This window comes from Klebsiella sp. (assembly GCF_027492335.1).
Classification (GTDB): domain Bacteria; phylum Pseudomonadota; class Gammaproteobacteria; order Enterobacterales; family Enterobacteriaceae; genus Klebsiella; species Klebsiella huaxiensis.
Genome location: NZ_JAPUEW010000008.1, coordinates 236,110 through 255,829, shown reverse-complemented (window position 1 = coordinate 255,829; position 19,720 = coordinate 236,110). Strand labels below are relative to the sequence as shown.

At 53.5% G+C, this 19,720-nt stretch carries 14 protein-coding genes; 5 read left to right on the top strand and 9 right to left on the bottom strand.

Features of this window, described 5'->3' with window-relative positions:
- The first annotated feature begins 12 nt into the window (after positions 1–12).
- The 5 genes from QVF11_RS03205 to QVF11_RS03185 all read left to right on the top strand — a co-directional run bounded on the left by QVF11_RS03205 (position 13) and on the right by QVF11_RS03185 (position 6,278).
- Positions 13–888 (top strand): oxamate carbamoyltransferase subunit AllH family protein, encoded by an 876-nt coding sequence (locus tag QVF11_RS03205; protein WP_287855202.1) that lies wholly within the window; start codon positions 13–15, stop codon positions 886–888.
- Positions 866–2,413: an acyl-CoA synthetase FdrA gene (fdrA, locus tag QVF11_RS03200; RefSeq protein ID WP_287855201.1), complete on the top strand. Its 1,548-nt coding sequence runs from the start codon at positions 866–868 to the stop codon at positions 2,411–2,413. The genes QVF11_RS03205 and fdrA overlap by 23 nt, the downstream gene beginning before the upstream one ends.
- Entirely contained in the window at positions 2,413–3,828 is a 1,416-nt protein-coding gene (locus tag QVF11_RS03195; RefSeq protein WP_287855200.1) for a YlbE family protein, read from the top strand. The genes fdrA and QVF11_RS03195 overlap by 1 nt, the downstream gene beginning before the upstream one ends.
- Before the next feature lie 85 nt (positions 3,829–3,913).
- Positions 3,914–4,864 (top strand): carbamate kinase family protein, encoded by a 951-nt coding sequence (locus QVF11_RS03190; protein WP_287855199.1) that lies wholly within the window; start codon positions 3,914–3,916, stop codon positions 4,862–4,864.
- A 28-nt stretch (positions 4,865–4,892) separates the two neighbouring features.
- Positions 4,893–6,278 carry an amidohydrolase family protein gene (locus QVF11_RS03185; protein ID WP_287855198.1) on the top strand — a complete coding sequence of 462 codons (1,386 nt, stop codon included), beginning with the start codon at positions 4,893–4,895 and terminating at the stop codon, positions 6,276–6,278.
- 62 nt (positions 6,279–6,340) lie between these two features.
- On the opposite strand, the gene lysS is transcribed toward QVF11_RS03185, so the two are convergent.
- The 9 genes from lysS to QVF11_RS03140 all read right to left on the bottom strand — a co-directional run bounded on the left by lysS (position 6,341) and on the right by QVF11_RS03140 (position 19,710).
- Complete coding sequence (gene lysS / locus QVF11_RS03180) at positions 6,341–7,858, bottom strand: lysine--tRNA ligase (protein WP_112215377.1); 1,518 nt, start codon at positions 7,856–7,858, stop codon at positions 6,341–6,343.
- A gap of 281 nt (positions 7,859–8,139) precedes the next feature.
- Positions 8,140–9,618 (bottom strand): dipeptide permease DtpD, encoded by a 1,479-nt coding sequence (gene dtpD, locus QVF11_RS03175; protein WP_142512121.1) that lies wholly within the window; start codon positions 9,616–9,618, stop codon positions 8,140–8,142.
- A gap of 60 nt (positions 9,619–9,678) precedes the next feature.
- Entirely contained in the window at positions 9,679–11,826 is a 2,148-nt protein-coding gene (cadA, locus tag QVF11_RS03170) for a lysine decarboxylase CadA (RefSeq protein WP_112215379.1), read from the bottom strand.
- Positions 11,827–11,907: 81 nt separating this feature from the next.
- Positions 11,908–13,245, bottom strand: coding sequence for a cadaverine/lysine antiporter (gene cadB / locus QVF11_RS03165; RefSeq protein WP_142512122.1), 1,338 nt, complete (start codon positions 13,243–13,245; stop codon positions 11,908–11,910).
- A gap of 364 nt (positions 13,246–13,609) precedes the next feature.
- Complete coding sequence (gene cadC, locus QVF11_RS03160) at positions 13,610–15,142, bottom strand: lysine decarboxylation/transport transcriptional activator CadC (protein ID WP_287855197.1); 1,533 nt, start codon at positions 15,140–15,142, stop codon at positions 13,610–13,612.
- 344 nt (positions 15,143–15,486) lie between these two features.
- Entirely contained in the window at positions 15,487–16,350 is an 864-nt protein-coding gene (locus tag QVF11_RS03155; RefSeq protein WP_112215382.1) for a ribokinase, read from the bottom strand.
- 2 nt (positions 16,351–16,352) lie between these two features.
- Entirely contained in the window at positions 16,353–17,210 is an 858-nt protein-coding gene (locus QVF11_RS03150; RefSeq protein WP_112215383.1) for a MurR/RpiR family transcriptional regulator, read from the bottom strand.
- Positions 17,210–18,178 (bottom strand): ABC transporter permease, encoded by a 969-nt coding sequence (locus tag QVF11_RS03145; protein WP_112215384.1) that lies wholly within the window; start codon positions 18,176–18,178, stop codon positions 17,210–17,212. Before QVF11_RS03145 ends, QVF11_RS03150 begins: the two co-directional genes overlap by 1 nt.
- Before the next feature lie 32 nt (positions 18,179–18,210).
- On the bottom strand, positions 18,211–19,710 hold the full coding sequence (locus tag QVF11_RS03140) for a sugar ABC transporter ATP-binding protein (protein ID WP_287855196.1): 1,500 nt from the start codon (positions 19,708–19,710) through the stop codon (positions 18,211–18,213).
- Positions 19,711–19,720: the final 10 nt, after the last annotated feature.

The window sequence follows — 19,720 nt, the reverse complement described above, 5'->3', positions numbered from 1 at the left end:
ACACCACGATGTGTGCAAGCGCTAACTGCAGATGAGGGTTTTCTCTGTGCACGCGGTAGTGGACGGATTGAGCAGGTCTTTTCCCGGGCGGTCAATATCTGGCTCCCGACAGAGCAGCAGCTACTGACGCTGCTTGGCGAAGGCTACGATAACGCCCCCAACAGCTGTCGGTTAGCGCTCACACACTTAAACACCCTGTTCCGGCCAGGTGAAACGGTCGAATTTGGTGATTCAGGCATCGGCGTTGGCAAGAATATCTGGATAAATACCGGTACCTGCTTTCGCTGGCAGACGCCGAAAATGACGCTGAATACCGCGCGATTTGGGGCTATTCCCTGGTCACGCTGGCAAGAGTTTATTCACCTGCAACTCCATGAGGATGAAACGTTATTCCTCTATCGCGGCGACAATCCTTTTTATCGGGAGCTCGCCAGGGAATTGCAAGAGCGACGAAAAAGATTACTTAACGCCATTACGCAAAAACAAAACATCACTCAGGCGGTTAGCCAGATGATTGGGTTGGGAATTGGCCTGACGCCGTCAGCGGATGATTACCTTGTAGGGCTAAGCATTATTTTATTTATTACCGACCACCCGGCAGAAAAATACCGGGAAGCATTTTTAACTGCACTACAAAGTGCCAAAAATAATACTACGCAGCTGAGTGCAATAACGTTAGAAGCTGCTTTACATCAGCGTTATCGCGAAAGTATTGCCACCTTGATTAACCAGATAATTAATCAGGTGGACCATTTTTCTATTCAGACCATTGCCGAGATTAAAAATATTGGCTCAAGTTCCGGCTGCGACATGCTGTATGGCATAGCGGACGCCTGCGCGCTGAGCCAAACCTACGGAGGGAATTATGTCAGTCAAAATAGTTATTAAAAAGAACACGTATTTTGATTCCGTGTCGCTGATGTCGATATCGACACGCGCCAACCAACTCGACGGCGTCGAGCAGGCGTTTGTGGCGATGGCGACCGAGATGAACAAGGGCGTGCTGAAGAATCTCGGGCTGCTGACGACAGAGCTTGATGAGGCGAAAAACGGCGACCTGATGATCGTTATCAACGGCAAAAACGGCGCCGATAACGAGCAGACGCTGGCGGCTATTGAAGAATTATTCACTAAAAAGGCCGACAGCGGCTCGCACGAAGCGCGCTACGCCACCCTTGCCAGCGCCAAAAAGCATATACCCGAGAGCAACCTGGCGGTGATTTCGGTCAACGGTCTGTTCGCCGCCCGCGAAGCGCGTCAGGCGCTGCAAAATGACCTCAACGTGATGCTGTTTTCCGACAACGTGTCGATTGAAGATGAGCTGGCGCTTAAGCAGCTGGCGCATGAAAAAGGGTTACTGATTATGGGCCCGGACTGCGGCACCGCCATCATTAACGGCGCGGCGCTGTGCTTTGGCAACGCGGTGCGGCGCGGTAATATCGGCATTATTGGCGCATCCGGCACCGGTAGCCAGGAGCTGAGCGTGCGCATTCACGACTTCGGCGGCGGCATCTCACAGCTGATCGGCACCGGCGGACGCGACCTGAGTGAAAGAATTGGCGGGCTGATGATGCTCGACGCCATCGCCATGCTGGAAAACGATCCGCAAACTGAAATCATCGCGCTGGTCTCTAAACCGCCCGCCCCTGCGGTGGCACGTAAAGTACTGGAACGTGCACGAAGCTGCCGTAAACCGGTGGTCGCCTGCTTCCTTGGTCGCGCTGAGCCTCCGGCGGATGAACAAGGGCTACAGTTTGCACGCGGGACCAAAGAAGCGGCGCTGAAAGCGGTTCTGCTGAGCGGCGTGAAAAAAGAGTCTTTAGACCTGCACCCACTGAACGGAAAGCTGATTGCCGAGGTTCGTGCGCAGCTCACGCCACAGCAAAAATATATTCGCGGCCTGTTCTGCGGCGGCACCCTGTGCGATGAAACGATGTTTGCGGTGATGGAAAAATACGGTGACGTTTACAGCAACATTCAGCCCGACCCAGCCTTCCGTCTGACTGACATTAACCGCAGCGTCAAACACACCTTCCTCGATTTCGGTGATGATGACTTCACCAACGGCAAGCCGCATCCGATGATCGACCCGACTAACCGCATCAGCCGTCTGCTCCAGGAAGCGCGCGATCCTGAAGTCGGCGTCATCGTGATGGACTTCGTGCTCGGTTTTGGCTCGCACGAGGATCCAGTCGGTTCAACGATCGAGGCAATCCGAGAAACAAAAGCGATCGCTGCCGCCGAAGGGCGAGAGCTTGCGATCCTCGGCTACGTGCTGGGGACCGATCTTGATACGCCATCGCTGGAAAAACAGCGCCAGATGTTAAGCGACGCGGGCGTCATTCTGGCCAGCAGCAGCACCAATACCGGATTGCTGGCGCGTGAATTTATCTGCAAAGGGGAGAACGCCTGATGAGCCAGTTATTTAACCAACCGTTGAACGTGATTAACGTCGGTATCGCCATGTTTAGCGACGATCTGAAAAAGCAGCATGTTAATGTCACCCAGCTCGACTGGACGCCGCCGGGCCAGGGCAATATGCAGATTGTTAACGCACTGGATAGCATCGCCGACTCGCCGCTGGCGGAGAAAATCGCCGACGCCAACCAGCAGGCGCTGGAACGTATTATTCAGTCGCATCCGGTGCTGATTGGCTTTGATCAAGCGATCAACGTGGTGCCGGGCATGACGCCGAAAACCATTCTCCACGCTGGCCCGCCGGTGAAGTGGGAAAATATGTGCGGCGCAATGAAAGGTGCGGTCACCGGGGCGCTGGTGTTTGAAGGGCTGGCGAAGGATATCGACGAAGCGGCGGTACTGGCGGCTTCCGGCGAAATCACCTTCTCGCCGTGCCACGAGCATGACTGCGTGGGGTCGATGGCGGGTGTGACCTCCGCTTCGATGTTTATGCATATCGTCGAGAACAAAACCTACGGCAACATCGCTTATACCAACATGAGCGAGCAGATGGCGAAGATCCTGCGCATGGGGGCTAACGACCAGAGCGTGATCGACCGTCTGAACTGGATGCGTGACGTACAGGGCCCGATGCTGCGCGACGCGATGAAAATCATCGGCGAGATTGACCTGCGGCTGATGCTGGCACAGGCGCTGCACATGGGCGACGAGTGTCATAACCGCAACAACGCGGGCACCACGCTGCTGATCCAGGCGCTGACGCCAGGGATTATTCAGGCGGGTTACTCCGTTGAGCAGCAGCGCGAAGTGTTTGAATTCGTCGCCAGCAGCGACTACTTCTCCGGCCCGACGTGGATGGCGATGTGTAAAGCGGCGATGGACGCAGCGCACGGCATCGAATACAGCACCGTGGTCACCACTATGGCGCGCAACGGCGTCGAGTTTGGCCTGCGGGTCAGCGGCCTGCCGGGGCAATGGTTTACCGGCCCGGCACAGCAGGTGATTGGCCCAATGTTTGCCGGATATAAGCCGGAAGACTCGGGGCTGGATATTGGCGATAGCGCGATTACCGAAACCTACGGCATCGGCGGTTTTGCGATGGCGACGGCCCCGGCAATTGTGGCGCTGGTGGGCGGTACGGTGGAAGAGGCTATCGATTTCTCCCGCCAGATGCGCGAAATCACGCTGGGCGAGAACCCGAATGTCACCATCCCGCTGCTCGGTTTTATGGGCGTGCCGACGGCTATCGATATCACCCGCGTCGGCAGCAGCGGCATTCTACCGGTGATCAACACCGCTATTGCGCATAAAGATGCGGGCATCGGCATGATTGGTGCCGGGATTGTTCATCCACCGTTCGCTTGCTTCGAGAAGGCGATTTTAAGCTGGTGCGAACGCTACAACGGATAACGGACGCACCCTCTCCCTTTAAAAGGGAGAGGGTGCAAACCCAACAACAATAATCACATCACCTTCTGCACTGGAAACCTACACCATGAAAGAACTTGTGGTCGTTGCCATTGGTGGCAACAGCATAATCAAAGACAACGCCAGCCAGTCGATTGAACATCAGGCGCAGGCGGTGAAAGCGGTCGCCAATACGGTGCTGGAGATGCTGGCGTCCGATTACAACGTGGTGCTCACCCACGGCAACGGGCCGCAGGTAGGGCTGGATTTACGCCGCGCCGAAATCGCCCATGAGCGCGAGGGTCTGCCGCTCACCCCGCTGGCCAACTGCGTCGCCGATACTCAGGGTGGGATCGGCTATCTTATTCAACAAGCGCTGAACAACCGTCTCGCCAAACGCGGCGAACAAAAAGCGGTGACGGTGGTGACGCAAGTGGAGGTGGATAAAAACGATCCTGGTTTTGCCCATCCGACCAAACCCATCGGCGCGTTCTTTAATGAAAACCAGCGTGATGAGCTCCTGCATGCCCATCCAGACTGGCGATTTGTCGAAGACTCAGGACGCGGTTACCGTCGGGTCGTGGCTTCTCCTGAGCCGCAACGCATCGTCGAGGCCGCTGCTATCAAAACCCTGACTCAGCAAGGTTTTATCGTGATTGGCGCAGGCGGCGGCGGTATTCCGGTGGTGCGCGGTGAGCAGGGGGATTATCAGAGCGTCGATGCGGTGATCGACAAAGATCTCTCCACCGCCCTGCTGGCCCGCGAGATCCGCGCCGATATTCTGGTTATCACCACCGGTGTTGAAAAAGTCTGTATCCATTTTGGTCAACCCAATCAGCAGGCGCTGGGCACAACCACCGTCAGCGAAATGACCCGCTATATGCAGGAAGGCCATTTCCCGGCGGGCAGTATGCTGCCAAAAATCGTCGCCAGCCTCGAGTTCCTGCAACACGGCGGCAAACGGGTCATCATTACCACGCCGGAACGCCTGGCCGCCGCGCTGCGCGGGGAAACCGGAACCCATATCGTGCATGACTAAGATAGGCTCTAAAACAAAAGGAAGAGAGATGAATAGAGACAATAGCCGCCGGGAGTTTCTCAGCCAGAGCGGTAAGATGGTCACCGCTGCCGCTCTGTTCGGTGGTGCGGTTCCGGCCGCCTATGCCGCGAACAGCCAGACTCCGGCGAGCACCTGCGAAAATAAAAGCATCAATCGCATCGCCAACAACCACTACTATCTCGACAACGTCCTGCTGGAAAGCGGCTTTGAGTATGAGAACGGGGTTGCGGTGCACACCCGCACTGAACGGCAAACGCTGGAGATTCGCGACGGCAAAATTGCGGCGCTGTTAAGTAATAAAAACCATCCCGATACCGCCCTTCCCCACTATGACGCAGGTGGCAAGCTGATGCTGCCGGCGATGCGCGATATGCATATTCACCTGGATAAAACCTTCTACGGTGGCCCGTGGCGATCGCTGAACCGCCCGGCGGGCACCACGATTCAGGATATGATCAAGCTGGAGCAGAAGCTGCTGCCCGAGCTACAGCCTTACACGCAAGCGCATGCCGAAAAACTGATCGACCTGATCCAGTCCAAAGGCTCCACCATCGCCCGCAGCCACTGCAATATTGAGCCAGTCTCCGGGCTGAAAAATCTCGAAAATCTTCAGGCGGTGCTGGCGCGACGTCAGGCGGATTTTGCGTGCGAGATCGTCGCCTTTCCACAGCATGGGCTGCTGCTGTCGAAATCTGAACCGCTGGTGCGTGAAGCGATGCAGGCCGGCGCACACTATGTTGGTGGGCTGGATCCGACCAGCGTCGACGGCGCGATGGAGAAATCGCTCGATACCATGTTCCAGATTGCGCTCGATTACGATAAAGGCGTCGATATTCACCTGCACGAGACTAGCCCGGCGGGCATAGCGGCGGTGAATTATATGGTGGAAACCGTCGAGAAAACACCGCAGTTGAAAGGCAAGCTAACCATCAGCCACGCCTTCGCGCTGGCGATGATGAATGAGCAGCAGGTAGATGAAATCGCCACGCGTATGGCGGCGCAGCAAATCACCATTGCCTCCACCGTGCCCATCGGCACGCTGCATATGCCGCTCAAACAGCTGCGTGATAAAGGCGTCTTTGTGATGACCGGTACCGATAGCGTTATCGATCACTGGTCGCCGTATGGCCTCGGCGACATGCTGGAAAAAGCTAACCTTTACGCCCAGCTCTATATTCGCCCCAACGAGCAGACGCTCTCCCGTTCGCTGGCCATCGCCACCGGCAACGTGCTGCCGCTCAATGATAAGGGCGAGCGCGTCTGGCCCAGGGCGCAGGATGAAGCCAGCTTCGTGCTGGTTGACGCTTCCTGTTCCGCCGAGGCGGTGGCGCGAATTTCGCCGCGTGCCGCGACCTTCCATAAAGGCAATATGGTGTGGGGCAGCGTCGGATAAATGCCCCTGTAGATGCAAAAAACCCCGGCACCAGACCGGGGTTGGGTTTATTGCAATAGCACTTATTTCACCGGACGCATGGCCGGGAACAGGATCACATCGCGAATGGTATGGCTGTTAGTAAACAGCATCACCATACGGTCGATACCAATCCCCAGACCGGCGGTCGGTGGCAGGCCATATTCCAGCGCGGTGACGTAGTCTTCGTCGTAGAACATCGCTTCGTCATCGCCCGCCGCTTTGGCGTTAACCTGATCGAGAAAACGCTGCGCCTGGTCTTCGGCATCGTTCAGCTCGCTAAAACCGTTACCGATTTCACGCCCGCCGATAAAGAACTCGAAGCGATCGGTGATTTCCGGGTTCACATCGTTACGGCGCGCCAGCGGCGAAACTTCTGCCGGATACTCGGTGATAAAGGTCGGCTGGATCAGGTGCGCTTCCGCCACTTCGTCGAAGATCTCGGTGACGATACGCCCCAGTCCCCAACTTTTCTCGACATGAATGCCGATGGATTCCGCCAGCGCTTTCGCCGCGTCGAAGTTATCCAAATCCGCCATCTCAGTTTCCGGACGGTATTTCTTAATCGCTTCGCGCATGGTCAGTTTTTCAAACGGCTTGCCGAAGTCGAACATCTGGTCGCCGTACGGCACTTCGGTTTTACCCAGTACGGTCTGCGCCAGCGTGCGGAATAGCGACTCGGTCAGTTCGATCAGATCCTTGTAATCCGCATACGCCATATAGAGTTCCATCATGGTGAACTCAGGGTTATGGCGTACGGAGATCCCTTCGTTACGAAAGTTACGGTTGATCTCGAAAACCCGTTCGAAGCCGCCAACCACCAGCCGTTTCAGGTATAGCTCCGGCGCGATGCGCAGATACATGTCCAGATCGAGGGCATTATGATGGGTGATAAACGGACGCGCCGAAGCGCCGCCGGGGATCACCTGCATCATCGGGGTTTCCACTTCCATAAAGCCGCGCGCGACCATAAATTGACGCATAGTCGCGAGGATCTGCGAGCGCACCTTAAAGGTGTGGCGCGACTCTTCGTTGGAGATCAGATCGAGATAACGCTGACGGTAGCGCGCTTCCTGATCCTGCAGGCCGTGGAATTTGTCCGGCAGCGGACGCAGGGCTTTGGTCAGCAGGCGCAGCTCGGTGCAGTGAATGGAGAGTTCGCCGGTCTGGGTTTTAAACAGTTTACCGCGCGCGGCGATGATGTCGCCGAGGTCCCATTTTTTAAACTGCTCGTTATAGACGCCTTCCGGCAGGTCGTCGCGGGCAACGTATAGCTGAATGCGACCGCCAACGTCCTGTAAGGTGACGAAGGAGGCTTTCCCCATGATACGGCGAGTCATCATGCGGCCAGCAACGGAGACGTCGACGCTCAGAGAAGTGAGTTCGTCGTTGTCCTTACCATCGAATTCAGCATGGAGCTGGTCAGAGGTATGGTCGCGACGAAAATCGTTCGGGAACGCCACGCCCTGCTCGCGCAGCGCGGCCAGTTTTTCACGACGGGTTTTCAGTTCATTATTAAGGTCAATTGCCTCATCGGCACCTTGTGCTTGTTGTTCAGACATGTTGGTTCCTCATAACCCTGCTTGCAAACTTGCTTCGATAATTGAACCAGGTCACTACACGGCGCGGCCTGTCTCGGGTGGCAGCACCGGAGAACAATCTTAAGGAGCCTGGTTTCACTTCCGGCTGATTTCACTCAGCCATCGCTTAAGTAACAGTTTTTTGTCTTCGGCTTCCGCGCTCGCCAGAATATCCTCCTCCTGATTAGTGAACGGTGCAAGGAGCGGCTTTCGCTCCGCTATTGGGTATGGACCCCGGAGGCGGCGCTGCGCACCTGTCCGGGCTACAGGTCCGCACGAGTTGGAAAATCACCGGCAGCCGCGCGGCGTTTGCCCACGCTACAGGCAGCGGCAAAAGCGATAATGACAATCGCCACCACGCAGCCCAGCGTCCACTCGCCCATTTGCGCAAAGAAATGCTGATACGCGACAATCGCCGTATCGCTGATTTGCGACTCGGTGGTCTGCTGCGCCACCACGCCCGCCAGCCAGTTAGCCACCGCGCCGGTCGCCAGCATATAAATCCCGGTCAGCACGCCGGTCACGCCGGGCATATTGAGACGGGTGATTTGCGCCATCGCCACCGGATCGATAAACAGCTCGGCAAAGCCCATCAGCGCCAGACCAGCCACCATCATGCCCATCGACGCCTGGCCCTGTGTCGCACCGTGGCGCGCATTAAGCGCCAGCAGCATAAAACCGCAGCCCATCAGCACCAGACCGAAGGCAAACTTCAGCCAGACGCGCAGCGCCGAACGGGTACTGCCTTCGGGGCGCATTAGCCACGCCAGCACGACGCCCGCCGCCATCACCGCCACGGCATTCACCGACTGGAACAGCGCGGTCGGCACTTCAATATTCAGCAGGCGGCGATTAACAAAGTGGTCGATAAACAGGCTGATTGAGCTACCGCCCTGCTGCGCCAATACCCAGAACAGCGTACCGGTCAGCATTAGAAGTACGATTTGCCACAGCGCGCGGCGGTGTTCGGGGGATTTGACCATAATTCGCGCCACCATTTGGGCAGCGAACACGCAGACAATCGCCAGCAGATAGCCAGACCAGTTATTCTCCAGCAGCAGCGTAAAAAATACCGGCGCAACGCAGAGCATCACTACCAGCCAGCCCCAGGTCGGCAGCACAAACTTCACCGTCCGCAGCGCCTGTTTATCGACGCTGCGCGTGTCGCGGAAGTACCGGCTACCGCTTAAGAAAATCATCAGGCCGACAAACATACCGATCCCCGCCAGCGCAAAGCCGATATGCCAGCCGTACCACTGTGCCGCCAGTCCGCAGGCGATTGGCGCGGCGATGGAGCCGACGTTACCGGCGGCGTACAACAGCGAAAAACCGCCGTCGCGACGCGGGTCGTCAACGGCGTAGAGCTCGCCCAGCAGACAGCTGATGTTGGATTTGAACAGGCCATAGCCGCAGATAATGATCGCCAGCGCGAGATACAGGCTCCAGGTGGAATCGGATTCGACGCCCAGCACCACATGGCCAAGCGTCATTAACAGCGCGCCGGCAATCACTGCCGTGCGGTTGCCGAGCAGGCGGTCGGCAAGCCAGCCGCCGAGAATAGGAGTGACGTACACCAGGGAAGCGTAAGCGCTGAACAGGCTGATGGCGTGGCTGTCATCGAAGCCAAGCTGATGGGTGAGATAGAGGATGAGTAAGGCACGCATGCCGTAAAAGCTGAAGTACTCCCAGATTTGGATCGCTACGATGTAGTAAATCGCGCGCGGCTGTGAGGGTGTTTTCATGTGTTCTCCTTGCAGCGTGAAAAAAGGGAAGTGGCAAGCCACTTCCCTGTTGTGCATCGATTATTTGTTGTTTTCGTCTTTCAGCACTTTAACGGTATAACGACCATCCGCCTGCCGATAGGCACCGTGGATATCGGTTTCGAAGCCCGGATAGTGAGCACCGATTTCGCACAGCATCTGCAGGAACTCCAGCACCGGACGGCTCTCTTCGGTGATCATCTCACCCGGCATCACCAGCGGAACTCCCGGAGGATACGGCAGGATCATGTTGGCGTTGACGCGACCGACCATCTCTTCGAGATAAACCTCTTCAGTCTGACCGTGCAGCTCTTTTTGGAACGCAGCGTATGGCGTGATCATCATCGCTGGCAGCACTTCGAATGCGCGGAACATCAGGTCCGGCAGGTTGTGATGCTCAACCAGTTTGTGAATGTTCTGCGCCAGTTCCTGAACACGCATGTTTTCATAGAACTCAGGATCTTCACGGTACAGCGACGGCAGCATGTTTTTCACCCGCAGGTTCAGGTCGAACGCGCGTTTGAAGTCAGTCAGCGCGCGCAGCAGGCTCAGCGCTTTGGTTTTGTCGATACCGATGCTGAACAGGAACAGTAGGTTGTACGGACCGGTTTTTTCGACCACGATACCGTGTTCGTCGAGGTATTTCGCCACGATGCTGGCCGGAATACCGAACTCATCCATGGTGCCGTCTTTCTTCATCCCCGGGGTCAGCAGCGTGACTTTGATCGGGTCGAGGTACATGTGTTCGTTGTCGATGTTTTTGAAACCGTGCCATGCGCTGTCGGAGCGCAGCGGCCAGCATTCAGCACCATCGATATGTTCCGGCTGCCAGACGTCGAAGAACCACCCTTCAGACTCGCCTTTCAGACGTTTAATCTCTTTACGGAACTTGATTGAACGCTCGATAGAACCGTCGATCAGGCGCTTACCGGCGTTGCCTTTCATCATCGCCGCCGCGGTTTCGGTAGAAGCCACCACGCCGTAGTGCGGAGAGGTGGTGGTATGCATCATGTAGGCTTCATTAAAGGTTTCTTCGTTAACGTCGCCTTTAATGTGGATCATCGAAGCCTGGGAGAACGCCGCCAGCAGTTTGTGCGTAGACTGGGTTTCGTAAATCACTTTCCCTTCAACACGACCGCCGCTCATCCCGCATTTACCGGCGTAAATCGGTGAGAAATTGGTGTAAGGCACCCATGCTGAGTCAAAGTGGATGGATTTCACATCCAGAGTTTTCTTGATGAAGTCGGTGTTGTACAGCAAGCCATCATAGGTGGAGTTGGTGATTACCGCGTGCACCGGCCAGGTGGCGTTCGGGGTCTCTTTCACGCGTTTGGCGATAGTCGCATGCTGGAATTCGCTCTGCGGGATACCGCCGAGGATGCCGTAAGCGTTACGCGTCGGACGGAAGTAGATTGGCGTAATGTCGCTCATCATCATCAGATGGGTCAGCGATTTGTGGCAGTTACGGTCAATCAGTACGGTGCTACCGGCCGGCGCGGAGTACATCCCGACGATTTTGTTGGCGGTAGAAGTGCCGTTGGTCACCATATAGCTGCGTTCAGCATTAAAGACGCGAGCAATATACTCTTCCGCTTCTTTGTGTGGACCGCTGTGATCGAGCAGAGAACCCAGTTCAGAAACCGAAATCGAGATGTCAGATTTCATGGTATTGGAACCAAAGAAATCGTAGAAGATGCTGCCAACTGGGCTTTTCTGGAACGCGGTACCACCCATGTGGCCTGGGGTACAGAAGGTATATTTGCCTTCACGCACGTATTTGAACAGCGCCTTGGTCAGCGGCGGCAGAATGGTGTCGATATATTCGTCAGTGTTCTGTTTGATTTTGTCGGCGATATCATTCGCCGCGCCCAACGCATATTCGAAGAAGCGAACCTGCATACGCAGATCGTTGAGGCTCACGTCCAGAGTGGAGTAAGTGTTAGCGAAAGCGTACAGCGGCATGTATTCGTTCAGTTTGCTAATTTCTTCACACAGTTCGAGATTGTATTTATCCCAGTCGAAGATAACGCCGCACAGACGCGCATTGTTTTCGATAAGTTTTAATAAGTCGTCACGGTCGTTCGGGTAGACAATACGGAAGTCCAGGCGTTCGAGGGCGCGATGCAGTTCACGGATGGGCTCTTCTTTGAAGTAAACACCCATGTGATTCATGATTGCGATAACGTTCATAGTCAAATCTCCAGATAAAGAAAGCCCCTCCCGCCACGTCGTGACAGGTGATGGAAGGAGCCTCAGGAATAGGGTTACTGATTAATGCGCGCTGGCGGTGTTGTTATCAGCGGAACTGTCGTTACTCTGACGCTGGTGCATTTTGCGACCGTAGAACATCAGGATAATCAGGCTGACGATAAAGGTACCGGCCAGTTCGAAGGAGCTTGCACCCATCAGGGCGATGAAGCAGAACCCGCAGCCAAGGACTGAACAAATCAGGCTGACGAGGTTACGAATGTTGATGCCTTCGAAGCGAATCAGGTCAACGCAGGAGTAGAAATAAGGCAGCATGGTCAGCAGAACCGCGATACCGGTCAGCTCGCCGAACAGGTCGGAAGCTTTACCGCCGGTTGAGTTCATCAGGGTGATCAGCACCATCAGAACAGTCATTTTCACTGCGGCCAGCAGCAGACCTTTTTTCGGGTTACCGTTTTTGTCCAGCTCACCGTAGATTTTCGGGAAGTTACCATCGTTAGCCGCACGTACACCGGCCTGGCCGACCAGCATCATCCACGAACCAAGCGAAGTCAGACAAGCAAAGGCGGTAAAGGCGGAAACGACCGGAGCAGCCCAGCCACCGAGCATAGTGGAAGCACTCACCGCAAACGGCGCGCCGGAGGCAGCCATTTCAGAGGCAGGGTACATACCGGCAATAACCTGAGTCGCGGCGATATAAACGATACCTGCCAGCGCGGTCCCCAGCATGGTGGCCAGCGGCACGGTACGTTTCGGGTTTTTCACCATCCCGGTACTCACTGCGGCAGATTCAACACCCACGAAGGCCCACAGGCAGAGCAGGATACTTTTGATAACCGCGTGGCTATCTGTCGTCGCGGAAGTGTTCCAGTTAGCCTGATAGGTGGCAACGTCAAACCAATGCCAGCCAACAACCGCCGTCATCACCACCGGAATAAGTACCAGCACCAAACCAATTGTGGTTAAGCGGCTAACCCAGGTTCCGCCGAGCATATTCACGAAGGTAAATATCCACACGATAGCAATACAAGCAATACCTGCTGGTACCGGGTTATTTAAAATTGGGAAGAAGGTTGATAAATAAGAGACGGCGGTAATCCCGATTGCCAGATTACCAATCCAGTTTGCGTGATAATAAAGGACACCAGTCTGGAAACCGAACGCCGGAGATATTTCACCCGCATAGGCAATTGGACCACCCTGCTGCGGGTTTTTGGTCGCCAGTCGGGCATATACATAAGCCAGAGACATTGCGCCAATAATAGATATCACCCAACCCCAGATGGCGATAGAACCGATACTCGCCAGGTTCGCAGGTAATAGTGCAATACCGCTCCCCATCATATTACCGGCTACGACACCGGTACAGGCAAATAGCCCGATCTTCTTGGCAGAACTCATGTTTGCTTTTCTCCTAAGTTTATTTGGGAGGTACAGATCATGATGATGAACCTTTTATTGACCCGACCAACTGCCAATAAGATTACGGATTAGTACGAGATAAGTCCTAAAGATAAAGTGAAATAACGACAAACATCAGACAAATGACATTTTGACCTTTTTCGCGCAACATATCAGGATGACAAGTTGATATCAAAAAAAGATAAACATTGAATATTTACAGCAAGTTAGGACAACACCGCATGTTGAAATTGTGTTGCAAACAGGCTGGAAATTGCTATAGATATATAACAACAGAGAGGCTCATGAGAAACATAATATTAACCTCATCATGGCCAAAACCATGGCCATGATGAGGGTTTACTTATTCTGAAGCGAGGAAGTTATCGAGATACGGAACAACGCGGGTTACGGAGGTCTGAAATACGGCGTTTTCAATCCAGTAAAATGTATTCTCTCCTGGGCGCAAATTAAACGCCGTCAGGTAGGCATCGGCCGCTTCCCGGCTCTGCCCTTTCATTTCGTAGACTTTACCTAACAGCACATAGTTCATCCACGACATTTCGAGATCAATGCCGGTATTAATCGCGCTGTAGGCTTCATCGACTTTTCCTTTGCCAAGCATATCCACCGCTTTAATCTGATAAAATATTGCCATATCTTTAATCCCAGGCATATTACCCACTCGGGTTATTTCGCTATAAAGATCGGCTAACTGTTTATCATCCAGCGGCTGCTGAGAATGGCGCAATACGTCAACCAGCGCCTTTTCCGCATAAGCATAAGTGAAGTCCGGTGACTGTTTATTAACGTCCTCCAGCAGAATGCTGGCCTTACCGAGGGAATCGACATCGCCGTACATTAATAGCTGATGGGCCTGATAGAAATGCGTGAGCGCCATACTTTGCGAGGGTTGATACTGCTTTAACATCTCCTGCATGCGCGCTGGCCACGGCTGTTTCAGCGCCTCCGACAGGCTGCTCAGCAGGTCGTTTTGAATCGACAGCTGGTTGTCGTTGGTGACGAAGTAGCGCTTGTCCATCATGGTCGAGCCGTCGGCGTTATCGACCATCTTAACCGACATAAAGCACTGCTGAGCACGGTAGTGGCGCTGGTTGACAAACTCAATGGTCAACGTTTTTCCAGAACTGCTTGGCTCATTAATGTTGTAGTTGGTTTTGTCGTGCACCATAAAGGTGGAGAAGGTGTTCAGCGATGTGGTAATCAGGCTTCCTAAGCCGATGGCATAGGAGTGCTGTGACGACCAGTTATTGCAGGTGCTGCCGCTGAGCAGGTGAATATCAACATCGCGCGGGTTGAGCAGCAGCCGCGCCTTAGTGACCGGCGGGCGCGACTCCAGAGTCGATAGTGCCACCAGCGCCACGCAGCTGCCGAGGGCCAGCAGGAACAGTCCCCAGACGATAAAGGTGCTAATCCGCTTACGTTTTTCAGGTTTTGCGGGCGGCGCAATCTCCGGCGCGGCCATATTGGGCTGCGGGGAGGCCGACGGCGTGCCAGGTTCAGCCATCGGTGTTTCTGCAGGAATAACCGGCGTCAGTTCCTCCCCCTCTTCCGTACACCAGATAACCGGTACCGTCAGCTTATAGCCGCGTTTGGGTACGGTAGCGATATATTCCAGGCTGCTATCGTCGCCATCTTTCAAAGATTTGCGCAATTCGGAGATACTTTGCGTCACAACGTGACTGGTCACCACATTGCGAGTCCAGACGTTATCAATAAGCTCGTCCCGGCTGAGTACTTCTCCGGGATGGCGGGCAAAGAAAACCAGAAGATCGATCAGGCGCGGTTCGAGAGTTAGCTGACGCCCCTTGCGGCTAATTTGGTTAACAGAGGGAGTAACCAGCCATTCTCCAACGCGAACAACAGGTTGTTGCATAAACAAGAGCCCCAGGACGAAAAAGGGAAAGGCGCGATGATAACACATTTCCCCTACCTATTTATGATAGGGGTCATGACCTTGAACGCGATATATTCCTCTTCGTTTTTAATGCCTGGCAAAATTTCATTTGCGAATGATAAAAATCAGATAACCAAAGAGGATATTTGTGAGCACTTTAAAAGTAGCAATAAGATGAGGTCGTAGGGATTGTTTGTGAGGAGGAAAAATAGAGGGCTTATGAATTTTTCGAACGACCAGAAAGCTGGGGCCCTTTTCGGACGCTGAAGTTCAGCCAACAATAGCTGAACTTCAGCGCTTAGACGTGTAATGACAACCAATGATTAAACATTCGACTGCGAGACATGTCGGGCCGCTGCAGCATTGGCACTCGCCACCGCTTCCGCTAACGACTTATTGGCCGTTAAAGAGGCACACAGCGCTCCCACAAAGCAGTCTCCGGCCCCATGAGTGCTAACCAGTTTAACCTTCTGAGCGGGTAAAGTTTGAGCAACATCACCAGACTCGCACCAGGCGACACCATGTTCACCGGCGGTCACAATCACCTTATTAAAGCGCTTCGCCAGTGCCGTCGCGGCCTGCTGCGCCGAGGCTAAATCCTCGACGGTGACGCCACACATATCACGAGCTTCAATGGCGTTGACGATCAGGATATCGATAAGCGCAGCAAACTGCTCGCCAAGACGGCGCGCTGGTGCGGCATTAATACACACTGGGATGCTGCGCTGTTTTGCCGTACTCGCTGCCAGCAAATTAACCGTCTCAGGGACTTCATTTTGCAAAACCAGCATGCTGACGTTGTCCCAGAAGTGCGCGTCCTGAAATACGCTAGCGGGAATTTTCTGGTTAGCGTTAGAGACCACTACCGCACCATAATCGCCTTCCTCATCGGAAATAGCCACGCTCATCCCCGAAGGGCTATCCGCCACCAACGCCACCGCGCTGACATCAATACCTGCCTGTCGTAAGGTATCAACCAGGAAACGGCCCTGCTCATCCGTGCCAACAGCTCCGGCAAAACAGACCTCTGCGCCAGATTTGGCCGCTGAGATCGCCTGGTTCCCCCCTTTGCCGCCAAACTTATAGCGACAGGCGGTGCCCATTACCGTTTCGCCTTTCTCAGGCCGATGGTGTGCATCAATCATAATGTCGTAATGAAGGCTGCCTGCGACTGCAATTTTGTTCATAACTAGAACTCCCGAAGATCCTGAACCGCACGCTGGGTTTTCATCAGGTTTTTCTCTGCCCGACTAAGATCCTTTTTAGCGATAGCCACAAACAGCGCATCCAATATATTGAGCTGAGCAATACGCGATGCGGCATTTTCGCCAAGTAGATGCGACCCTTGAGATGTTGAATTCAGTACCACATGCGCGTTTTGCGCAATAGGTGACTCTGCATAATTAGTGACGACAATAACTTTGGCGCCGTTACGTGCGGCAAGTTTCACCGGAGCATTCACCGCACGGGTCGCTCCGGAATGGCTTATGGCAATCACCACATCATCATCAGATAGCACAGCAGCAGACATCAACATAATATGCGCATCATCATAAACTGAAGACTTTATGCCTATTTTCAGCAGTTTGTGCGCAAGATCGCGGGCAACTGTCGCTGAACCACCAACGGCATACAGATCAATATGACGCGCTTTAAATATAATATCCGCCGCACGATTGAATTCAGAAATATCAAGAATAGACATGGTCTCTTCGATAGCCTGAATTGAGGTGCGAAATACCTTAGCCAGAAGCTGTTCAGAGGTATCATCAGGCTCAATTTCCGCATGCAATCCCGCAACTTCTGATTCGTTATAATAAATCAGGCTACTTCTGAAATGTCTGAAACCAGTAAAGTTAAGCTTTTTAGTTATTTTAACAATCATGGCTTCCGAGACATTATTTTCCTGAGCAATTTCTTTTAAAGAAGTCTGCTCCGTCAGATCGGTCCGGGAAATTATTGCCTCAACAACACGACGTTCCAGTGGTGTCAGTTGGGGCAAACGCATACGTATCTGAGCGCCAATGGCTCGTGGATCCTGCTTCATTACTTGCCTCGGGTTGCTCTGTCAATTAACATCGCTATGATAATAATAAGGCCTGTTGCAAGCAATTGATAAAATGCCTGAATATTGAGCAGCGTCAGTCCGTTACGTAATGCCCCCAGAATAATAACCCCGATTAACGTGCCGAATATGCTGCCTTTGCCCCCCATCAGCGACGCTCCACCAATCGCCGCGGCGGCAATGGCATCCAGCTCCCATAATGTTCCGATAGTGGGTTCCGCTGCGCCCAGGCGGCCAATCAGTATCAGTGAGGCCAGCGAGGCAAGAACACCAGAGATGACGTAAACGGTAATTTTCGTACGTCTGACCGGTACGCCCGCCACGCGTGCAGCTTCTTCATTACCGCCAATCGCCAGAATATATTCTCCGATCGGGGTTTTGTTCATCACCGTCCACAGCACAAAAGCAATAATGGCGACAATAACAATCGGCATTGGCACGCCAAACAGCGAGCTGTTAATGATATCCCTGAACGATGCAGGGATACCAAATACCGGATTGCCACCAGTAAAGATCAGCGCAATAGCCCGGAAAAGCGATAACCCCCCCAGGGTGACAATAAACGGCTGTAAGCCAGCCCATGCGATAAGCGTGCCGCTGAAAAGTCCGCACATTGCGCCGACGCCCAGCGTCATCAGGATAGCCAGCGGAACAGGAACCCCTGCAACCATGAGCGAAGCGCCGAAGACGGCTGACATTGCGGCGGTCGGGCCAACGGATAAATCAATACCACCAGAAATGATAACTAAAGTCATTCCCAGGGCAATTAATGCATTAATTGAAGATTGCTGAAGAACATTAAGTAAATTAGGTAACGTCAAGAATACCGGTGATAAAAAAGAGAAGGTAACAATAATTATCAGCAATCCGATTAACGTCCCAGCATCGCGCACATTAAATTTAAGCAGTGAGGACGGTAATGTTCTATTTTTACTTGCTTGTGTCATCATGGTTATGGCCTTTCAATATTACTGGTGATAAGTCAGGCAATATGGCCCGCATCATTAATAGCAAAACGGGCGATATTCTCTTCAGTAATAGAATCCCCCGTTAACTCCTGAGTTATTTTCCCTTCCCGCATAACCAGAACACGGTCAGAAATCCTAATGATTTCTGTCATTTCTGATGAAACCACAATAATAGCTTTACCGGCTGCGGCGAGTTTTTCTATCAGATTATATATTTCTGACTTTGCCCCAATATCAATTCCCCTGGTCGGCTCATCAAATAAAAAAACCTGTGCATCTGCAGCAACCCAACGACCAATAATCACCTTTTGCTGATTTCCTCCGCTTAGGGTGCCAATCGTTTTTTCAATATCCAGCGGGCGCAGCTTCAAATCCGACATCACTTTATCGGCAACCTGATTGAGCCTTGCGGTGTTAACCAGTCCTGCGCGAGTAAAGTGACGCATTGACGGTAGAGCCATATTCATCTTTACCGCTCGTTCCTTAATAATCCCTTCCTTTTTACGATCCTCAGGGACTAACCCTATCCCGGCTTTGATCGCCGCCCTGACATCCTGACGCTCAACCAGTTGATCATTAACCCGTATCGTACCGCCGGTGCGTTTATCTATCCCGGCAATAAGCTTTAGCAGCTCGGTTCTTCCTGCACCCACCAGGCCCGAGATCCCGAGAACCTCTCCGGCGCAGACGGTAAAACTAGCCGGGCTAACTGCCGAACTCGTCAGTCCTTCAACCGTCAGAACCTTTTGTTCAGTGGCCCAGGAGTTATGCGCAATATGCTCAATTTTCCTGCCGACCATTTTGGCGACAATACTTTCTTCGCTCTCATCACTGATATTCACTACGCCAACCTGCCTGCCATCGCGCATGATGGTAGCCCGGTCGCACACTTTGAATATCTCATTCATTTTGTGAGAAACGTAGATGAGAGAAACACCCATTGCTTTCAGGTCAGCAATCAACTCAGCGAGGCGCTCGAACTCTCTGGGCGTCAGGCTGGAGGTTGGCTCATCCATAGCAATAATCCTGGCATCATCAAGCAGCGCTCGGGCAATCTCCACAATTTGCTGCTGCGAGACTTTCAGGTTTTTAATCGGCTCGCCGGGGTCGATAGAAGGATCGAGCTGTTTTAATATCCGCCTCGCCCTCTCCTCTTGCTCCTTCTTATTCAGCCACATTCCCTTTGCTTTAGTGAGCGGGCGTCCAAGAAACATATTTTGCGCAACGGAGAGTTCAGGAACATGCTGTAACTCCTGGTGAATCATAGCGATGCCGGCGTGACGCGCGCTGAGCGGATTTTTTATCAGCACCTGACGCCCACCAACGCTGATGTCTCCTTTATCCGCACTGCGTACGCCGGAAAGAATATTCAACAACGTCGATTTTCCGGCGCCATTTTCACCAATAAGCGCGTGGACTTCCCCTGGTCTGACGCAAAAATCAACATCCTGTAACGCGGCGGTATTTCCGTAAGTTTTATTGATGCCGCGCATCTCTAAACGATACTGTTCCATAAACTCTCCG